This window comes from Pseudomonas sp. S2_A10, from assembly GCF_054668465.1.
Map to the genome: position 1 here is coordinate 3,143,963 of NZ_CP162773.1, position 19,879 is coordinate 3,163,841.

At 60.9% G+C, this 19,879-nt stretch carries 16 protein-coding genes; 11 read left to right on the top strand and 5 right to left on the bottom strand.

Annotated features, from left to right (window positions below):
* Positions 1-210: 210 nt before the first annotated feature.
* The 7 genes from ppc to AB4N41_RS14105 all read left to right on the top strand — a co-directional run bounded on the left by ppc (position 211) and on the right by AB4N41_RS14105 (position 7,549).
* Positions 211-2,841 carry a phosphoenolpyruvate carboxylase gene (gene ppc / locus AB4N41_RS14075; protein ID WP_252877509.1) on the top strand — a complete coding sequence of 877 codons (2,631 nt, stop codon included), beginning with the start codon at positions 211-213 and terminating at the stop codon, positions 2,839-2,841.
* A 300-nt stretch (positions 2,842-3,141) separates the two neighbouring features.
* Positions 3,142-3,792, top strand: a complete 651-nt coding sequence (adk, locus tag AB4N41_RS14080; protein ID WP_076566076.1) for an adenylate kinase — start codon at positions 3,142-3,144, stop codon at positions 3,790-3,792.
* 94 nt (positions 3,793-3,886) lie between these two features.
* Positions 3,887-4,561: a tRNA (adenosine(37)-N6)-threonylcarbamoyltransferase complex dimerization subunit type 1 TsaB gene (gene tsaB / locus AB4N41_RS14085; protein WP_095180471.1), complete on the top strand. Its 675-nt coding sequence runs from the start codon at positions 3,887-3,889 to the stop codon at positions 4,559-4,561.
* Between the two features lie 257 nt (positions 4,562-4,818).
* On the top strand, positions 4,819-5,127 hold the full coding sequence (locus AB4N41_RS14090) for a hypothetical protein (protein WP_016771497.1): 309 nt from the start codon (positions 4,819-4,821) through the stop codon (positions 5,125-5,127).
* A complete protein-coding gene (locus AB4N41_RS14095) occupies positions 5,127-5,987 on the top strand; it encodes a DUF72 domain-containing protein (RefSeq protein WP_236168075.1) in 861 nt (286 codons plus the stop codon). The genes AB4N41_RS14090 and AB4N41_RS14095 overlap by 1 nt, the downstream gene beginning before the upstream one ends.
* 30 nt (positions 5,988-6,017) lie before the next feature.
* Positions 6,018-6,854: an isocitrate lyase/PEP mutase family protein gene (locus AB4N41_RS14100; RefSeq protein WP_252877511.1), complete on the top strand. Its 837-nt coding sequence runs from the start codon at positions 6,018-6,020 to the stop codon at positions 6,852-6,854.
* Between the two features lie 2 nt (positions 6,855-6,856).
* Complete coding sequence (locus AB4N41_RS14105; protein WP_252877512.1) at positions 6,857-7,549, top strand: extensin-like domain-containing protein; 693 nt, start codon at positions 6,857-6,859, stop codon at positions 7,547-7,549.
* Positions 7,550-7,552: 3 nt separating this feature from the next.
* Here AB4N41_RS14105 and AB4N41_RS14110 read toward each other — a convergent pair whose 3' ends face one another.
* Entirely contained in the window at positions 7,553-8,173 is a 621-nt protein-coding gene (locus AB4N41_RS14110) for a hypothetical protein (protein ID WP_056783179.1), read from the bottom strand.
* A gap of 92 nt (positions 8,174-8,265) precedes the next feature.
* Here AB4N41_RS14110 and AB4N41_RS14115 point away from each other — a divergent pair, with 92 nt between their 5' ends.
* Positions 8,266-9,054 carry a class I SAM-dependent methyltransferase gene (locus AB4N41_RS14115; RefSeq protein ID WP_406228373.1) on the top strand — a complete coding sequence of 263 codons (789 nt, stop codon included), beginning with the start codon at positions 8,266-8,268 and terminating at the stop codon, positions 9,052-9,054.
* A gap of 108 nt (positions 9,055-9,162) precedes the next feature.
* Here the strand turns inward: AB4N41_RS14115 and AB4N41_RS14120 are convergent, their stop codons facing one another.
* On the bottom strand, positions 9,163-9,798 hold the full coding sequence (locus AB4N41_RS14120) for a TetR/AcrR family transcriptional regulator (RefSeq protein WP_024011757.1): 636 nt from the start codon (positions 9,796-9,798) through the stop codon (positions 9,163-9,165).
* Between the two features lie 94 nt (positions 9,799-9,892).
* Here AB4N41_RS14120 and AB4N41_RS14125 point away from each other — a divergent pair, with 94 nt between their 5' ends.
* From AB4N41_RS14125 to AB4N41_RS14135, 3 genes are all read left to right on the top strand, one after another.
* Positions 9,893-10,993 (top strand): efflux RND transporter periplasmic adaptor subunit, encoded by a 1,101-nt coding sequence (locus tag AB4N41_RS14125; RefSeq protein ID WP_252877513.1) that lies wholly within the window; start codon positions 9,893-9,895, stop codon positions 10,991-10,993.
* 6 nt (positions 10,994-10,999) lie between these two features.
* Positions 11,000-14,068, top strand: coding sequence for an efflux RND transporter permease subunit (locus tag AB4N41_RS14130; RefSeq protein WP_041478146.1), 3,069 nt, complete (start codon positions 11,000-11,002; stop codon positions 14,066-14,068).
* A gap of 573 nt (positions 14,069-14,641) precedes the next feature.
* On the top strand, positions 14,642-16,006 hold the full coding sequence (locus tag AB4N41_RS14135; RefSeq protein WP_252877514.1) for a Fic family protein: 1,365 nt from the start codon (positions 14,642-14,644) through the stop codon (positions 16,004-16,006).
* Positions 16,007-16,028: 22 nt separating this feature from the next.
* Here AB4N41_RS14135 and AB4N41_RS14140 read toward each other — a convergent pair whose 3' ends face one another.
* The 3 genes from AB4N41_RS14140 to plsB all read right to left on the bottom strand — a co-directional run bounded on the left by AB4N41_RS14140 (position 16,029) and on the right by plsB (position 19,760).
* Complete coding sequence (locus tag AB4N41_RS14140; protein ID WP_460137839.1) at positions 16,029-16,718, bottom strand: DUF4197 domain-containing protein; 690 nt, start codon at positions 16,716-16,718, stop codon at positions 16,029-16,031.
* Positions 16,719-16,741: 23 nt separating this feature from the next.
* Positions 16,742-17,140, bottom strand: a complete 399-nt coding sequence (locus tag AB4N41_RS14145; RefSeq protein WP_252877515.1) for a YbaY family lipoprotein — start codon at positions 17,138-17,140, stop codon at positions 16,742-16,744.
* A 118-nt stretch (positions 17,141-17,258) separates the two neighbouring features.
* Positions 17,259-19,760, bottom strand: coding sequence for a glycerol-3-phosphate 1-O-acyltransferase PlsB (gene plsB, locus AB4N41_RS14150; RefSeq protein ID WP_252877516.1), 2,502 nt, complete (start codon positions 19,758-19,760; stop codon positions 17,259-17,261).
* Between the last annotated feature and the right edge of the window lie 119 nt (positions 19,761-19,879).

The following is a 19,879-nucleotide window of genomic DNA, read 5'->3' on the forward strand; positions in this document are numbered from 1 at the left end:
GACCTCATTTAGCGCCTGCTGATGGCAGGCCTGGGTGAGTGTCCGGCAGCGCCGGCGGCGGGCCGTCGTACGGCTTACTGTTGAGACTAGCTTTCGCCGGCAAGGTTTAAAGTCAATTCGTCGCCTGCTTGTAAGAAGCGGCGCAGAGCGGCACTCTCTGGCAAAGCATTCGTTTCTGCGCTGTCCCCGATTACCGCTGGAGAACTGCTGATGACCGATATTGATGCACGCTTGCGCGAAGATGTTCACCTGCTCGGAGAGCTGTTGGGCAACACCATTCGAGACCAGTACGGCGAGGCGTTCCTCGACAAGATCGAGCAGATTCGCAAAGGCGCCAAGGCCGACCGGCGCGGCTCGATGGACGCTGAACTGAGCGCCAGCCTCAATCAATTGAGTGAAGACGAATTGCTCCCGGTCGCGCGGGCCTTCAATCAGTTTCTCAACCTGGCGAACATTGCCGAGCAGTACCAGCTGATCCATCGCCGCGAGGAGTCGCAACCGGCGCCGTTCGAGTCGCGGGTGTTGCCGGAACTGCTCGCGCGCCTGCGCAGCGAAGGGCACAGCGCCGAATCTCTGGCCCGGCAACTGGCGCGGCTGGAAATCGAACTGGTGCTGACCGCGCACCCGACCGAAGTGGCGCGACGCACGTTGATCCAGAAGTACGACGCGATCGCCGCGCAACTGGCCGCTCAGGATCATCGCGACCTGACCAGCGCCGAGCGCGAGCAGATCCACAGCAAACTGCAACGGCTGATCGCCGAAGCCTGGCACACCGAAGAAATCCGCCGCACCCGCCCGACGCCGGTCGATGAAGCCAAGTGGGGCTTCGCGGTGATCGAGCATTCGTTGTGGCAGGCAATCCCCAACCATATGCGCAAGGCCGATCAGGCGCTGTTCGCCGCCACGGGCCTGCGCTTGCCGCTGGAAGCCGCGCCGATCCGCTTCGCTTCGTGGATGGGCGGCGACCGTGACGGCAACCCCAATGTCACCGCCGCTGTCACTCGCGAAGTCTTGCTGCTGGCGCGCTGGATGGCCGCTGATTTGTACCTGCGCGATGTCGATCATCTCGCTGCCGAACTGTCGATGCAGCAGGCCAGCGATGCGCTGAAGGCCAAGGCTGGCGACAGTGCCGAACCGTATCGCGCGGTGCTCAAACAATTGCGCGAACGTCTGCGTGCGACGCGCAATTGGGCGCACGCTGCATTGACCGCGCCGACCCTGGCCACCGCCGATGTGCTGCACGACAATCGCGACCTGCTCGAGCCTTTGCAGTTGTGTTTCAACTCGCTGCACGAATGCGGCATGGGCGTCATCGCCGACGGGCCGTTGCTCGATTGCCTGCGTCGGGCGGTGACGTTCGGCCTGTTCCTGGTGCGCCTCGATGTGCGTCAGGATTCGACGCGGCACAGCTCGGCGATGACAGAAATCACCGATTACCTCGGCCTCGGCCGCTATGAGGATTGGGACGAAGAACAGCGCATCAACTTCCTCACCGAAGAATTGAGCAACCGTCGCCCTTTGCTGCCCGCGCATTTCAAACCATCGGCCGACACCGCCGAAGTGCTCAACACCTGCAAGGAAATCGCCGCCGCACCCGCTGCGTCGCTGGGCTCCTACGTGATCTCCATGGCTGGCGCGGCTTCCGATGTGCTCGCGGTGCAACTGCTGCTCAAGGAATCCGGCGTACTGCGGCCGATGCGCGTGGTGCCGCTGTTCGAAACGCTCGCCGACCTCGACAACGCCGGGCCGGTGATGGAACGTCTGCTGCTGTTGCCGGGCTATCGCGCGCGTTTGCATGGCCCGCAGGAAGTGATGATCGGCTATTCCGACTCGGCCAAGGATGCCGGCACCACCGCTGCGGCATGGGCGCAATATCGCGCGCAGGAGCGCCTGGTGGAAATCTGCCGCGAACAGCAAGTCGAACTGCTGCTGTTCCACGGTCGCGGCGGCACCGTTGGCCGTGGCGGCGGTCCGGCGCACGCGGCGATTCTGTCGCAACCACCGGGTTCGGTGGCCGGGCGTTTCCGCACCACCGAGCAGGGAGAAATGATTCGTTTCAAATTCGGCCTGCCGGACATCGCCGAGCAAAACCTCAATCTGTATCTGGCCGCCGTGCTCGAAGCGACCTTGCTGCCACCGCCGCCGCCGACGCCTGAATGGCGCCATCTGATGGACGAATTGGCGGCGGACGGTGTCAGCGCTTACCGCCAGGTGGTGCGGGAAAATCCGCAATTCGTTGAGTACTTCCGTCAGTCGACGCCGGAGCAGGAGCTGGGACGTTTGCCTCTGGGCAGTCGCCCGGCCAAACGTCGCGCCGGCGGTATCGAAAGCCTGCGGGCGATCCCGTGGATTTTCGGTTGGACCCAAACCCGATTGATGTTGCCGGCCTGGCTGGGTTGGGAGACTGCGTTGAGCAAGGCGCTGGAGCGCGGCGAAGGTGAGTTGCTGGGGCAGATGCGCGAACAATGGCCGTTCTTCCGCACCCGCATCGATATGCTGGAAATGGTTCTGGCCAAGGCTGATGCGGATATTGCGCAGTCCTACGACGAGCGTCTGGTTGAAGCTGATCTGCTGCCGTTGGGCGCGCAGTTACGCGACCTATTGTCGCAGGCGTGCACCGTCGTGCTCGGTCTGACCGGGCAGTCGCAGCTGCTGGCGCACAGCCCGGACACCCTCGAATTCATCCGCTTGCGCAACACCTACCTCGACCCGCTGCATCTATTGCAGGCGGAACTGTTGGCGCGTTCGCGGCAGCAGGATGTCGAGCAGGGCAGCCCGGTGGAACAGGCGCTGCTGGTGTCTGTGGCGGGGATTGCCGCCGGATTGCGCAATACCGGCTAAGGTTGCTGATCACCTCAGGCGGCATTCGCGACAAGGGGCGGATGCCGCTTCTCCTGCTGTAGGAAAGTGCCGCGAGGCGACAGTTAATGTAGGGGTTGCGACTTGGGTTATCGCGTCGCGGGGTCACGGCGGGCGTCGGTTTCTCCGACTTTTGGCGTCTTGTGTGGGCGCAGCCTGCTGTGTATCTTGATCAGCCTTTGGCCGTTTGTGCGGCCACGACCCGTATTTTCAGGATCCGCCGGTTACGAGCGAATCCTTTGTTTTGTAAAGCTTTTATATAAAAAATTGAGGAGCACATCGATGCGCGTCATTCTGCTGGGAGCTCCCGGGGCCGGTAAAGGTACTCAGGCAAAGTTCATCACCGAGAAATTCGGCATTCCGCAAATCTCCACCGGCGACATGCTGCGTGCTGCGGTCAAGGCTGGCACTCCACTGGGCGTGCAAGCCAAGAGCATCATGGATGCCGGCGGCCTGGTGTCGGATGACCTGATCATCGCGCTGGTCAAGGACCGCATCGCTCAACCTGATTGCGCCAACGGTTTCCTGTTCGACGGCTTCCCGCGCACCATTCCGCAGGCTGAAGCGCTGGTCACTGCCGGCGTCGAGCTGGATGCCGTGGTCGAGATCGCTGTAGAAGACGAAGAAATCGTGCAGCGTATTGCCGGTCGCCGTGTTCACGAAGCCAGCGGCCGCGTTTACCACATCATCTACAATCCGCCGAAACTGGCTGGCAAGGACGACATCACCGGCGAAGAGCTGGTGCAGCGCAAGGACGATACTGAAGAAACCGTGCGTCATCGCCTGTCGGTCTACCACTCGCAGACCAAACCGCTGGTGGAGTTCTACCAGAACCTTTCCGCCAAGAACGGCGGCAAGCCAAAGTACAGCCACATCGAAGGCGTTGGTTCGGTTGATGCAATCACCACCAAGGTGCTGGCCGCGCTGAGCTGAAAAGTCTGAACCGCAGCATCAATCCACGGCCCGCTTGCGGGCCGTTGTTGTTTATACTGACGCACTTTTTCCCACCCCTGTTTTGGAAACATCGATGAGCACCTTGCTGGCCCTGGACACCGCGACTGAAGCTTGCTCCGTTGCCTTGCTGCATGACGGCAAGGTCACGAGCCATTACGAGGTGATCCCGCGCCTGCATGCGCAGAAGCTGCTGCCGATGATTCAGCAATTGCTCGCGGATGCCGGCACCACGCTGCAAGCGGTCGACGCGATTGCTTTCGGCCGTGGCCCGGGCGCGTTTACCGGTGTGCGCATTGCCATTGGTGTGGTGCAGGGTTTGGCCTTTGCTCTGGATCGTCCGGTGTTGCCGGTATCCAACCTTGCCGTGCTGGCCCAGCGTGCCTTTCGTGAGCATGGTGTAAGCCAGGTCGCGGCTGCGATCGATGCGCGGATGGATGAGGTGTATTGGGGCTGCTACCGCGAGACGGCGGGGGAGATGCGTCTGGTTGGCGCCGAAGCCGTGTTACCACCGGAAGTCGCCGCGTTGCCCGCTGATGCCAGTGGCGATTGGTTCGGTGCCGGTACCGGTTGGGGTTACGGCGAGCGCATCGCGGTCAATCTGAGCGGCTCCGACGCCGGCATGCTGCCCCACGCCGAAGACCTGCTGACCCTGGCGCGTTTCGCCTGGGAGCGCGGTGAGGCGATCCCGGCAGATGACGCGCAGCCGGTTTACTTGCGCGATAAAGTTGCCACCCCCAAAGCCCGCTGATACGACACTTTCTCCTGTGGGAGCGAGCCTGCTCGCGAAGGCTTCTGGTCAGTCAATGCATGTGTTGAATGTGCTGAACCCTTCGCGAGCAGGCTCGTTCCCACAGGTTCGCGGTCACATACAAATATCGCCAATCGTCAGTTTCTGCCCCCTCGCTTAAAACCTTTTGCGCTTTATGTGTTCTAGTTATCACTCGGCGGTTTGCTAAGTCGGTCAAGTGCCGCTAAATTGCCATCATTGATACCGAGCATGACATTATGCGTATAGACGGCGTTTCCACTCAGTCCTACCCCATCAAGCGCAAGCCGCGTAAAGGCAATGCGGCGCTGGATGAGTCCGTCGAGATCATCGACGGCGAGCTGGAATTCCCGAGCGAAGAGCAGTTGGCCGCCCGTGCTGCCCAAGCTACCGCGCAACGCCTGAGCAACCTGCCTGCCCGTCAGCAAGACATGATCTACCACCGCGCGATGAAGAAAAGCGTAGCCATGGCCCTGGCCAGCTACCTGAGCACCGCCGGTTTTGTCGATTGGGACGCAGACGTGCTGGGCCTCGATCTGTATATCTGATGGATCTGCCTTACTACCTCGGTTGCCCGTCCTGGAGCGAAAATGCCTGGCGCGAGTATCTGTATCCGGTAGACGCAAAAACCTCCGACTTTCTCGCTCTCTACTGCCAGGTGTTCAACGCCGTCGAAGGCAACACCACCTTCTACGCCAGCCCGTCGCCAGCCACTGTGCAACGCTGGGCCGAGATCATGCCGGCGCACTTTCGCTTCACTGCCAAATTCCCCGGCGACATCAGCCACAGCGGCGACTTGCGCGAGCAACTGACCGCTGCCGAAACCTTCCTGCAATTACTCAAGCCGTTAGGCGAACGTGTTTCGCCGCTGTGGCTGCAACTGTCGAAAAGCTTCACGCCGCAGCGTCTGCCGGAGCTCGCGGCGTTTATCGATGCACTGGATTGCCCGCTTGCGGTCGAGGTGCGCAATGAACAGTTCTTCGCCAAGGGCGAGAGCGAGCGTCTGCTCAATCGTCTGTTGCTGGATCGCGGTGTCGAGCGCATCTGTCTCGACCCGCGCGCGCTGTTCAGCTGCTTGTCGACCGAGTCCTCGGTGATCCACGCGCAGTCGAAAAAGCCGCGAGTGCCCACCCGTCCGGCGGCGTTCACGCAGTTTCCGCAGGTGCGCTTCATCGGCCATCCCGAGCTTGAGGCCAACGATGCGTTTCTCGTGCCGTGGGTGGCGAAGATTGCTGAATGGATCGAAGAGGGGCGCACGCCCTACGTCTTTCTGCATACCGCCGATAACCTGTTGGCAGCGAAACTGGCGCAGCGTTTTCACTCCCAACTGATGCAACGTTTGCCTGGCTTGCCCGCGCTGCCTGAGCTATACAGAGAACCCGCCGCCGAGCAGCTTGGCTTGCTCTGAGGCGGGTTTTTTCTGCCCGGGAGGCCGTCGATGAACGTCCAAGTCAGTCAACAGCAACGCCTCAAAGCCCAAGCCTTCAAAGCGCTGCATGATCGCCAGGCGATCTTCGTCATCCCTAATCCGTGGGATGCCGGCTCGGCGAAGATGCTCGCCAGTCTCGGTTATCAGGCCTTGGCCACCACCAGCGCTGGTTACGCGTTTTCCCAAGGCAAGCCTGATGGCGCGTTGAATCTCGACGAGACCCTGGCCAATGTCCGGGCGATTGTCGCAGCGACGGATCTGCCGGTGGCGGTGGATCTGGAAAACGGCTTTGCCGATGATCCGGTCGAGTCTGCGCAGAGTCTGTTGCGCGCCGCCGAAGCGGGCGCGGTGGGCGGGTCGATCGAGGACGCTTCGGGACGTCCGGACGCGCCGATCTATTGCTTCGAACACGCCGTTGCACGGATTGAAGCCGCTGTCGCGGCGGTGCGCACCCTGCCGTTTCCTTTCGTCCTCACCGCTCGCGCGGAAAATTACCTGCACGGCAACCCCGATCTTGACGACACCATTCGCCGCTTGCAGGCATTCGCCGAAGCGGGTGCCGACGTGCTCTATGCGCCGGGTTTGCGCAGCGCCGAAGAAGTGCGCGCAGTGGTGCAAGCGGTGGCGCCGAAACCGGTCAATGTGTTGATGTCTGGCGGTTTGAAACTGACCGTGCAACAGCTCGAGGAACTGGGCGTCCGGCGGATCAGCACCGGGTCGGCACTGGCGCTGGCGGCGTTCGGCGAGTTCTTCCGCGCGGCTGAGGAAATCCAGCAATCCGGCACCTTTGGCTTCACGTCACAGTCGATGCCGTATGCCAAGGCCAATCAATTCTTCAAGGACTGAGCATGGGACGTTGGCTGTTCTGGGGGGTGTTGCTCGCGATCGCTGGTGGCGCGGTGAGTGTCTGGCGTGGCTGGCTGGACGTGCCGCCGCAGTGGAATGCGTGGGCGCCATTGGACATAAAAGCCGCGCCCAACTGGCTCACCGGTTACAAACTCATGCGCCTGCGCAGTGATCCCGAGCTTTGCGCACAGGCATTGAGCAGCTCGGATCTGCGCGTCAGCCCCCAGGCCGACAGCCCCGGCGCCAAGTGTCCGCTGGTCGGTGCTCTGCGGGTGCAGGGAGGTGGAGTGGCGCTGAGCAGCAGTTTCATTGCCAGTTGCCCGCTGGCGGTGGCCTACGCGATGTTCGAACACCACACCCTGCAACCGGCCGCGCAATCGGCTTATGGCCAGAAGATCGCGCGTGTCGATCACCTCGGCAGCTTTGCCTGTCGCAATGTCTACAACCGTGAGAGCGGTGCCCTCAGTCGACATGCCAGTGCCGACGCGCTGGACATTGCCGGTTTCCGTCTGGCTGGCGGACGCACGATCAGCGTGCTCAGGGATTGGCCCAAGCAAAACCAGGACGCAGAGTTTCTCCGCCAGCTGCGTGACGGCGCCTGTGAGTCATTCAGTGTGGTGTTGAGTCCGGACTACAACGCCGCCCATCGCAATCACTTTCATGTCGATGTCGGGCGCTGGAGCGTGTGTCGCTGAGGATCAGGCGGCGAGGCGCAGGTTCTGCAGAACGATCGGGCGAGCCCAGCCATTATCGAAGTCCAGAGCTTTCTGCTGCTCGACGATTTCTTCCGGCGGGAACGGCGGGTAAGGCTTCTGCAGCAAGTCCAGATCGAACTCGGCAATCGGCAGGTACAGCGGACGTTTCTGCGGCGCAGGGCCTGGCTCCGGCACTGGCTGGCCATTGTTGATCACAATCGGGCGTACCCAGCTGCTGTCGAAATCCTGTTGCTCTTGCTGGGCTTTGAGCTCTTCCGGCGGGAACGGTGGGAACGGCTTGTCCAGCAGCTCCATTTCGAACTCGGCGATCGGCAGGAACAGCGGCTCCGGCGGGCGAACCTGGGTTTCGACCACGTCGCACTCACGCTGGCTGACGATGTGCGCGTGCAGCTCGCTGCCAACGGTCGGTTCTTCCGGGCTGTTCAGGTCAACCGGTGGAAACGTGCCACAGGCAGGCACCACTTCACTCGTCTGTTCGGCCAGGGCCTGGGCAAAGAAATCCTGCCACAGGTGACTGACGCCGCTCAGTGCTTGAGTGTTATGACGGCTGAAGTCGCCATGGGGCGAAACGTAGCCAATCGATGTGGGAAGAATGCCTGACATTTTTTTCGGTTGACGCTCAGCTCTGGCAAAATGCGCGTTGAATGGTTTATCGGCGGTTTTTGTCGATCCTTAACTTTTTTGAGCGTTTTTTCATGATCGAGTCACCCGCGGCCTGCCGCATCCATGTCCAGGCCCTCGCCCCGACGTTTCAAGCGCAAGCCGCACACTGGGCCGAACGTCTCGGCCTGCCGCTCGGCGAGGCCGAGGGTGAGGGTGAGTTCGCCTTGCAGGTCGGCGAGCAGGGTTTGCAGTTGCAGCAGCTTGGCCCGGATGCGCCTGGACCGGTGCGGGTCGACTTCGTCGAAGGCGGCGCGGCGCATCGTCGTTTGTATGGCGGCGGCAGCGGCCAGATGATTGCCAAGGCTGTCGGCATCGCCCAAGGCGTGCGCCCGCGCGTGCTGGATGCCACGGCGGGCTTGGGCAAGGATGCATTTGTGCTGGCCAGTCTCGGTTGTGAAATGAGCCTGATCGAGCGTCAGCCGCTGATCGGCGCACTGCTTGAGGACGGCTTGGCGCGGGCGGCGGAAGATTTCGACGTGGCGCCGATCGTGGCGCGGATGAAATTGCTTAAGGGCAACTCCATCGAAGTGATGCGCAGTTGGGAAGGGGAGGCGCCGCAGGTGATCTATCTCGACCCGATGTTCCCGCATCGCGAGAAAACCGCGCTGGTGAAAAAGGAAATGCGCCTGTTCCGCCCGCTGGTCGGTGATGATCCGGATGCACCGGCCCTGCTTGAAGCGGCGCTGGCCTTGGCCACGCATCGGGTGGTAGTCAAACGCCCGCGCAAGGCGCCGTGCATTGAAGGGACGAAACCGAGCCATGCGCTGGATGGCAAATCGAGCCGGTATGACATTTATCCGAAGAAAGCGCTGAAGCCCTGAGACCGCGTCGCCCCATTCGCGAGCAGGCTCGCTCCCACAGTAGGAAATGCATTCCAGTGTGGGAGCGAGCCTGCTCGCGAAGCGGTCTGCACAAGCACCGCAAAACTGTCAGGGTTTGTAAGCCCGCATAAACAACCCCACCACCTCCCGCACATGCCGCTCCGCTGCTTCTCCAGTCAGCGGCTCGCCGCAGCCATACAACAAACGAAAATTCCCCGCCCCTTTGATCAGGCAGAAGAAGTGCTCGGCGGCGTTGCGTGGCTGGTCGATGCTCAGCGCGCCGGTTGCATGGATTTTCGCCAGCAGACCTTCCATGCCGTTGACCACGCGCTCTGGGCCGGCCTCGAAGAAGATCAGCGACAGCTTCGGATCCTGACTGCCCAGCGCCATGATCAGGCGGTGCAGGTTCACTGATTCATCGCTGTTGATCAGTTGGTGAAAGCCCCGGGCAATGTTCAGCAATACATTTTCCACCGCGATGCCGTCCGGCAATTCGAAGAACAGCGGCGGCAATTGTTCCTCGCATTTCGCGACGACGGCAGCGGAGAACAGCGTCTCCTTGTCGTTGAAATGGCTGTAGACCGTCAGCTTCGACACGCCCGCCTCGCTGGCCACCGCGTCCATGCTGGTGTTGGCGTAGCCATGGCAGAGAAACAGGGTTTTCGCCGCATCCAGGATCGCCTGGCGCTTGGCCAGATCCTTGGGGCGGCCCGGGCCGTTTGGAGCTGAAAGATTGTTCGACATTCTTCGCTTTTAATACTGGACTGGTGAGTTTGCTATTAATACCATACCCGCCAGTATAAATATTCCAAGCCTCATTCGCGAAAGGTCCGTCACCATGTTCCGCCATGCGTTGTCCTTTGCCGTGCCAGTCAGTCTGGCGTTCCTGTTATCGGCGTGCGGTCAGGAAGAGGTGACCAAGGTCACCGTACGCCCGGCCATGGTGGTACAGCCCGAGCCTTCGGCGCAGGCGATGGAAAGCTATCCGGGCGAGGTTCGCGCCCGGTATGAGCCTGATCTGGCGTTCCGCATTGGCGGTAAAGTCAGCCGACGACTGGTCGACGAAGGCCAGCGCGTCAAAGCCGATCAGCCCTTGGCCGAACTTGATCCGCAGGATGTGCGCCTGCAACTGGAAGCCACCCGCGCGCAGGTCGCCGCCGCCGAGGCCAATCTGAACCTGGTCCGCGCCGAACGAGATCGCTATAAAACCCTGATGGATCGGCAGATGGTCAGCCGCTCGGCCTACGACAACGCCGAAAATCTATATCGCTCCGGCGAAGCCCGCCTTAAACAAATCAAAGCTGAATTCAACGTTTCGACCAACCAGGCCAGTTACGCGGTGCTGCGTGCGCCACAGGACGGTGTGGTGGCCAAGCGTTCGGTGGAAGTCGGTCAGGTGGTCGCTGCCGGGCAAACCGTGTTCACCCTCGCCACCGATGGTGAGCGCGAAGTGTTGATCAGCCTGCCGGAGCAAAGCTTCGGCCGCTTCAAGGTTGGTCAGCCGGTTACCGTGGAATTGTGGGCACAGCAAAGTCAACGCTTCGCTGGGCAGATCCGCGAGTTGTCGCCGTCCGCCGACCCGCGCTCACGCACTTTTGCCGCGCGTATCTCGTTCACCAGCGGCAAAGTGCCGGCTGAACTGGGGCAGAGCGCCCGGGTGTTTGTGCAATCGGCTGACAGTGTCTCGCTGTCGATACCGCTTTCCGCGCTGACCGCTGAAAACGGCGCGACCTACGTCTGGGTGGTCAACGGCAACAACACGTTGAAGAAAACCCCGGTGCGGGTCGGTCCGTTCGGCGAGAAAAGCGTGGCGGTGCTCGAAGGCTTGAATGCCAGCGACTGGGTAGTGGCTGCCGGCGTTCATGTGCTGCTCGACGGCCAGCAGGTGCGGCCGGTGGATCGCTCCAACCGTGTGGTCAATCTGGCGAACAAGGAGTAAGCCCCAATGCGCTTCAACCTCTCCGAATGGGCGTTGCGTAATCGCCAGATCGTGCTGTTCCTGATGCTTTTGCTCGCCGTTGTCGGCGCGTTGTCCTACACCAAACTCGGCCAGAGCGAAGACCCTCCGTTCACTTTCAAGGCGATGGTCATCCAGACCCGCTGGCCCGGTGCGACCGCGCAGGAAGTCTCGCGCCAGGTTACTGAACGGATCGAAAAGAAACTGATGGAAACCGGCGAGTACGAACGCATCATGTCGTTCTCCCGCCCCGGTGAATCCCAGGTGACCTTCATCGCCCGCGACTCGATGCACTCCAAGCAAATCCCCGATCTCTGGTATCAGTTGCGCAAGAAGGTCGGCGATATCCGCCAGACCTTGCCGCCGGGAATTCAAGGGCCGTTCTTCAACGATGAGTTCGGCACCACCTTCGGCAATATCTACGCATTGACCGGTGACGGTTTCGACTACGCCGTGCTCAAGGATTACGCCGACCGCATCCAGATTCAGCTGCAACGGGTCAAGGACGTCGGCAAGGTCGAACTGCTTGGGTTGCAGGACGAGAAAATCTGGGTCGAGCTGTCCAACGTCAAACTCGCCACCCTCGGCTTGCCGCTGGCGGCGGTGCAGCAGGCACTGGAGGAACAGAATGCGGTGTCCACTGCGGGGTTCTTCGAAACCGGCAGCGAGCGCTTGCAGCTACGCGTCTCGGGGAATTTTCAGACAGTCGATGAGATAAAGAACTTTCCGATCCGCGTCGCCGATCGTACGTTCCGTATCTCCGATATCGCCGATGTGCGTCGCGGTTTCAGCGACCCACCGGCGCCGCGCATGCGTTTCATGGGCGACGATGCGATCGGTCTGGCCGTGGCTATGAAGGATGGCGGCGACATTCTGGTGCTGGGCAAGGCGCTGGAGGGCGAGTTCTCGCGGATCCAGAAAAACCTCCCGGCCGGCATGCAGTTGCGCAAGGTGTCCGATCAGCCGGCAGCGGTAAAAACCGGCGTCGGCGAGTTCGTCCAGGTGTTGGTCGAAGCGCTGGCGATCGTCTTGCTGGTGAGCTTCTTCTCCCTCGGCGTGCGCACTGGCATGGTCGTAGCGCTGACCATTCCGCTGGTGCTGGCGATGACCTTCGCCTGCATGTATTACCTCGGCATCGGCCTGCACAAGATTTCCCTCGGTGCGCTGGTGCTGGCGCTGGGTCTGCTGGTGGACGATGCGATCATTGCCGTGGAAATGATGGCGATCAAAATGGAGCAGGGTTTTGACCGCATTCGCGCGGCGAGTTATGCCTGGACCAGCACTGCATTCCCGATGCTTACCGGCACGTTGATCACCGCCGCCGGTTTCCTGCCGATTGCCACTGCGCAGTCCGGAACCGGCGAATATACCCGCTCGATTTTCCAGGTGGTGACCATTGCCTTGCTCGCCTCATGGGTGGCGGCGGTCATGTTCGTGCCGTATCTGGGGGAAAAACTCCTGCCGGATCTGGCGAAAATTCATGCGGCGAAACACGGCACAGGCGATGGTCAGCCGGACCCCTATGCGACGCCGTTTTATCAGCGCGTCCGGCGTCTGGTGGAGTGGTGCGTGGCGCATCGCAAGACGGTGATCGTGCTGACCGTGGGCCTGTTCATTGCCTCGGTGATGCTGTTCCGATTCGTCCCGCAGCAGTTCTTCCCGGCTTCGAACCGGCTGGAGTTGATGGTCGATCTGAAACTGGCCGAAGGCGTTTCTCTGGCCAATACCACCAGCGAAGTCAAACGCCTCGAAGCGCTGCTCAAGGAGCACGCCGGCATCGACAATTACGTGGCCTACGTCGGCACCGGCTCGCCGCGTTTCTACCTGCCGCTGGATCAGCAACTGCCGGCGGCGAGTTTTGCCCAGTTCGTGGTGCTGGCAAAAACCATCGAAGAGCGTGAAGCGCTGCGCAGCTGGTTGATCGAAACCCTCAACGAACAGTTCCCGGCCCTGCGTTCGCGGGTCACCCGTTTGGAAAACGGCCCGCCGGTTGGCTATCCGGTGCAGTTCCGCGTTACCGGTGAACACATCGAAGAAGTCCGTGCGTTGGCGCGCAAAGTGGCGGCAAAGGTTCGCGAGAATCCGCATGTGGTCAACGTGCATCTGGACTGGGAGGAGCCGAGCAAAGTTGTCTACCTGAACATCGACCAGGATCGCGCCCGCGCCCTCGGTGTGAGCACCGCCAATCTGGCGAAATTCCTGCAGAGTTCGCTGGTCGGCTCGACCGTCAGCCAGTACCGCGAAGACAACGAATTGATCGAGATTCTACTGCGCGGCACCGTGCACGAACGCACTGAATTGTCATTGTTGCCGAGCCTGGCGGTGCCGACGGATAACGGTCGCAGTGTGGCGTTGTCGCAGATTGCCACGCTGGAATACGGCTTCGAGGAAGGCATCATCTGGCACCGCAATCGGCTGCCGAACGTGACGGTGCGCGCCGACATTTACGGCAAGGAGCAACCGGCGACGCTGGTCAAGCAGATCATGCCGACGCTGGACCCGATTCGCGCCGAATTACCCGATGGTTATCTGCTGGATGTCGGCGGCACGGTGGAGGATTCCGAGCGCGGGCAGAAGTCGGTGAATGCCGGGGTGCCGATGTTCATTGTCGTGGTGCTGACCTTGCTGATGGTGCAGTTGCGCAGTTTCTCGCGCACGGCGATGGTGTTTCTGACGGCGCCGTTGGGCTTGATCGGGGTGACCCTGTTTCTGATGGTGTTCCGGCAGCCGTTCGGGTTTGTGGCGATGCTCGGGACCATCGCATTGTCCGGGATGATCATGCGCAATTCGGTGATTCTGGTCGATCAGATCGAGCAGGATATTGCTTCGGGGCTTAAGCCTTGGCAGGCGATTATCGAGGCGACGGTGCGGCGCTTCAGGCCGATTGTGTTGACGGCGCTGGCGGCGGTGCTGGCGATGATTCCGCTGTCGCGCAGTGTGTTTTTCGGGCCGATGGCGGTGGCGATCATGGGCGGGCTGATTGTGGCTACGGCGCTGACGCTGTTGTTTTTGCCGGCGTTGTATGCGGCCTGGTTTCGGGTGCGTAAGGAGGCTTGAGGTTTTTGTGTCGTGGCGGCCTTCGGGCCGACCATGACTTTGGGGTATTGGGTGTATATCCGTTGCTGTGGGTGTTGCGGCTGGCGGTTTCGCCCTTACGGCGAGGCACTTTTTCCAGACGCCGAAAAAGTACCCAAAAAGGCTTGCTCCTGCGTTCGGCCCTCGCAGGCTCGGGTTCCTTCGCTGCGGGATCGATTCGGGCGCAGCGGCTACGGTTTGCTTCGCTGCACCTCCTTCCGCTGTGTCTGGCTGCGCCAGACGGTCGCTGCGCTCCCACGCCCGGATCAATCCCTCCACTCAGCCTTCCGACGTCGCCGGTGGATCAAGATCAAGATCAAGAGCACTCGAGCTTGCGCTCATTGTTGAGTGGGGCGGCTTCGCCGCAGGTAGCTGCGCTGCTTGCTTTTCTGTGGGAGCGAGCCTGCTCGCGAAGGCGGTCTGACAGCCAATTCATTTCGAATCGCCAATTCACGCTGCCTTCCTACAGCTTTTTCAGAGTCCTCCGATCTTGAGGCGCTGGCCGTCCAATGCTGTACTCCGGGTTCTGCTTTTCCGAGTCCTTGAGTCTGTCTGATGAAGAAACCACCGACATTAGCCGGCAGAACGGATCCTGTTTTCGACCTGTTGGCCCGCTCGCCCCACAAGCAACGACTTGCGGATTATCTGGCGCTGCTCAAGCCGCTCGATGATCAGGGGCGCTACTTGCCATTCGAGGCGTTGCGCTATCGCTGGGCGGCAGGGTTGGACGCGAACCTTTGTTGGGCGTTGGTGAAGAAGGCGCGGGCGGCCCAGTACATTCATTTGTTGCCGTTGGGCGAGCCGGTGCAGTGGGGAAAATACGTGCCAACGCCGTTGGCGCAGAAAACCTTGGCTGTGGTGGATCGTTACGCCAGTACGGCCGCGCTGGATTACATGACCAGTCAGATCGGCGAGCGGGCGCATTTCTCCTGTCTGCTCAATGACCTGATCGAAGACGAAGCCATCGCCAGTAGCCAGTTGGAGGGCGCGGCGACTACCACGCGCGTAGCCAAGGACATGCTCAAGCATCAGCGCCAGCCGCGGACGCCAGATGAGCGCATGGTCATGGGTAATTATCGAATGATGAATTTCGCTTGGGAAAAGCGTTATGAACCTCTGAGCATTGAGCTGATTGCAGAGATCCATCGAGTGGGTGTGGTGGGGATCGATGACGGGCAGTATTCCCCCGGATTGTTCCGGACCAATGATGAGGTGGTTGTTCAGGATGGTTCAGGCAACACCGTGCACCGACCACCTCCTGCTGCAGGATTGGTTGCGCGGTTGGCGAGGCTGTCCGCCTGGATCAACCGGCCCGCTGCCTCGATTCTGGACAAAAATTATCTGCATCCACTGACCAAGGCCGTGACGCTGCATTTCGCCATGGGTTATGAACATCCATTTCGCGACGGTAACGGACGGGTCGCGAGAGCCTTGTTTTACTGGTTCATGTTCAAACATGAGTTCGCGGCGTTTCGCTACATTGCGATCAGTCTGCTGCTGCGCAATGCACCGGTGAAATACGGACGCTCCTACCTGCACACCGAGGCGGATGAGCTGGATCTGACTTATTTCATCGAGTTTCAATGCGCGGTTGTTTTGCGAGCCGTGGTCGGTTTTACAACTGTGTACCGCAAGAGTCTGGCAGACACTCAGGACTTTCAGCGCTGGCTGACGAGCTCTGGCGTAATTGCTCAACTGACGGAACGGCAGCGCGCGGTTTATCAGGTGGCTAAAAGCGGGGAGGCGAAGGAGTTTACGGCGAGCAATGTCGCGGAAAATTTTTCCTGCTCGGGTAGCGAGGCGGCGTCGATTCTGGAAGAGCTGGACCAATTGCAGCTTTTTGAGAGAAGGAAGATGGGGCGGGAGTGGGTGTTTTTTTACGTAGTTCTTTACGTGGAGGCAAGCATGGGAGCGAATTGAATCGCCCCCATGTTGTAACGACTTAAAGCGTACCAAACACTTTCTTCGCCAGACTCGTCGCCGCAGCGGCCGGGTTCTGGCGGATGGTTTCTTCCTGTTTGCCGATCATCTCGAACAGGCCATTCAGCGCTTGCTCGGTGACGTAGTTCTCGACATTGGCGCTCTTCGCGTCCACCACGCCAAACGCAGCGGCCTGGCCTGCGAAGGAGTTGTACTTCTGCGCGACGCCGACCTTGTCGGTAGCTTGCTTGACGATGGGCAGGAATTTCGCGCGGATCTGTTCGCGGCTGGATTTGTTCAGGTATTGGGTGGCCGAATCATTGCCGCCGCTGAGGATGCCTTTGGCGTCGGCCACGCTCATTTTCTTCACCGCGTCGACGAGGATTGGCTGGGCCTGGGTCACGGCGGATTCGGCGGCTTTGTTCATCGCGTTTTCCAGTTCTTCGACCTGGGCCCCCATGCCGAAGGCTTTCATCTTGCTCGCGGCTTTGCCGAGTTTGCCCGGCAGTTCGATTTTCACTTCGGGGTTATTGCTGAAGCCGCCCGGGGTGCCGAGTTGTTTCACGGCGATCTGGGCGCCTTGGGTCAGGGCGTCCTTGAGGCCGCCGATGGCGTCTTGCTGGGACAGGTCGCTGAGCGACAGGGCCAGGGCGTTGGCGGAGATCAGCAAGCCGGCGCAGGCGGCGGCGAAGCGAAGGGTAGGGCGGCGCATGGCGTCTTCCTTTGGCGAGTGGATTAACGAACGGCGTCGACGCGGATTTTCAGCGGCTGCGGGTCGTTGCCGTCGAGTTGCACGGCATGGTTTTCGGTGGTGATGAACATCAGCTCGCCGTTGACTTCAATGCGCGCGCTGATCGAATAACGATGGCCGGATTTGACCTGCGCCGGATCGTAGCTCAAATGAAACGGCAGCGGCACCTGGCCTTTGATCGGGCCGTTCTGTTCGGCGAGGACGATGGCGGGTGCATCGGCCAGCGACACATCTTGCAGGCTCACGCTCAGAGTCGCGCTAGGGGGCAGGGCGATGCGTTGCAGGTAGAAGACTTCGCCGTCGAGGCTGGCCTTGCCGGCGGGTGTGGTTGATTGGCAGGCGCTCAGCAGGGTGGCGGCGGCGAGGGTCAACAGTTTTTTCATGGGTGAATCTCCTTTCAATGTGGGAGCGAGCCTGCTCGCGAAAGCGCTGGATCAGTCAAACTAAATGGCGACTGACATTCCGTCTTCGCGACAGGCTCACTCCCACAGGGGTAAGGCTTCAAGCCTCAGGCTGTGGCGTGATCTGATCCGCCGCATCTTCACTGCGGTGCAGCGCGACCTGGCGGATCGACAGGCGAATCTCCGCCGGCAATACGCGTTTGGCCGCGCCTTCGGCCAGCTCGCCGAGCAGTTCGTGGTAGCTGAGCTTGCCGGCTTCGTCGCGGCGCAGGACGTCGAGGTCGAGCAGGGTCTGGATGAAGTGGCGGAACAGGCTCTTGTCGAAGAACTCCGGCGCATTGAGGCCATGGAGGATCGACAGGCGCTGGGCCATCACTGTGCAGAGGTCTTCCAGCTCTTCGGCGCTGATGCTGTTCTGGCCGCTGTTGAGCAGCAAAGATACGGTCATGTAGAACCGCTGCAGGGTCTGCGCGATGCTTTTCGACAGCAGCGTCAGCAGCACGAAATGCCGCGAACTCGGTGCCGGGCGCAGGTAAACGTCTTTCTCGAAACGCAGCAGGCCCTGCTCGACGAACGCTTCCAGCCACTGATCGATCACCGCGTCGAGTTCGTCCAGGCTCCAGCGGATGAACAATTCCGATTGCAGGTACGGATACAGCGCGCGGGTGTAGCGCAGGATCTGCTCGCGGCTCATGCGCGAGGTGCTCTGGAAGAAACTCGCGAGCAACGAGGGCAGGGCGAAGATGTGCAGGACGTTGTTGCGGTAGTAAGTCATCAGGACCGCGTTCTGCTCGTCCAGATACAGAATCTTGCCCAGCGCATCGTTCTGCTCGGCGAGCAGATCCATGTCTTTCACATGCTCGATCAGCGCACGGCCGTCGCCTTCCGGCAAGGTGGTGTGCGGCGAATAAGGGACTTTGCGCAGCAGCGCGAGATACAAGTCAAGCACCCGCGCCATGGCTCGATCATCCAGGGCCAGACGCGTGGTCGACAGCAGGGCCAGCGCTACCAGATTCACTGGATTGATCGCCGCCGCTTCGTTGAGGTGCCGGGCGACTTTCTCGCCGAGGCGGTTGGTGGTTTCGTTGAGCCACGCCGGTTTGAATTGCGGGCCGAGTTCCTGCTGGCGCCAGTCCGGTTGCTCGGCGTCAAGGAATTCCGCCAGTTTGATCGGCTCGCCGAAGTTGACCGCGACCTGACCGAAGCGCTGCTTGAGCGCGCCGATCACTTTGAAAATATCGAAGATCGACTCTTTCTTTTTGCTCGCGCCGCGCAGCTCACCGAGGTAGGTGCGGCCTTCGAGCACGCGCTCGTATCCGATGTACACCGGCACGAACACGATCGGCATCCGCGACGAACGCAGGAAACTGCGCAGGGTGATCGCGAGCATGCCGGTTTTCGGTTGCAGCATGCGCCCGGTGCGCGAGCGCCCGCCCTCGACGAAATACTCCACCGGGAAACCTTTGGTGAACAGCGTGTGCAGGTATTCGTTGAACACCGAGGTGTACAGCGGATTGCCCTTGAAGGTGCGGCGCATGAAGAACGCACCGCCGCGACGCAGCAGGCTGCCGATCACCGGCATGTTCAGGTTGATCCCGGCGGCGATGTGCGGCGGGGTCAGACCGTTGCGGAACAGCAGATAGGAAAGCAGCAGGTAGTCGATGTGGCTGCGGTGGCACGGCACGTAGATCACTTCGTGACCCTGCGCGACGTTCTGCACACCTTCGATGTGATTGACCTTGATGCCGTCGTAGATCTTGTTCCAGAACCAGCTCAGCACCACTTCGAGAAAACGGATCGCGGTGTAGGTGTAGTCCGAAGCAATCTCGTTGCCATAGCGCAGGGCCTGAGCCTTGGCCTTTTCCGGCGAGATTTTTTCGCGCTCGGCTTCGTCGAGGATCGCCTGTTTGACCAGCGGCTGATTGAGCAGGCCTTTGACCAGATTGCGCCGGTGGGAAATGTCCGGGCCGATCACCGCGGCTTTCAAGTTGCGGAAGTGCACGCGCAGGATGCGCTGGGCCATGCGCACGGTGCGCTCATGACCCTTGTTGTGATCGATCAGTTCGCGCAGGTGGATCGGCGCGGAAAACTGCACGCGGGTTTTACGCCCGAGGACGATGATGCTCAGCAGCCGGCGCAGGCGTCCGGTGACTGCCCAGCTGTCGGCGAACAACAGTTTCCACGGACTGTTTTCGCTGTCCGGGGACTGGCCCCAGAACACGCTGACCGGAATGATCTGCGCGTCTTCGGCAGCATTCTGTGTCAGCGCGCTGACCAGGCGGGTGAGAGTCGGCGGCGCACCGCGTTTGTCCTGGCGGCCGAGCCAGTCCGGGTCCGGTGTCAGATAAAAAAACGCCGCAGGTTCGATCAGCGTACCGACCGACACCGCCAGCACCGGGCGTGGCAGACCGGCCTTGGTGCACTCGGTGTCAACCACCGCCAGATCGGTCAGCGAAGGGTTTTGCAGGACGTAGAACACCGGACGACTGCGGTCGAGGTTAAGAGTGAACGACGACTGATTGATGGTCTCGGAGCGAACCCAGAGATACAACAGGCGGCGCAGGGTGCCAAACACAAGACGGCGGAACGGGGAACGGGTCATACGGCTTCTGCGTGAGTGGATAAAACCGAGCAGGCGCTCGGGGCGGACAGTTTGCCGTATTAGGCGAAAATCGGCAAAAAAGCGCCGAAGTAATCTCCTGTTGAGAGTTTCCGCACCTG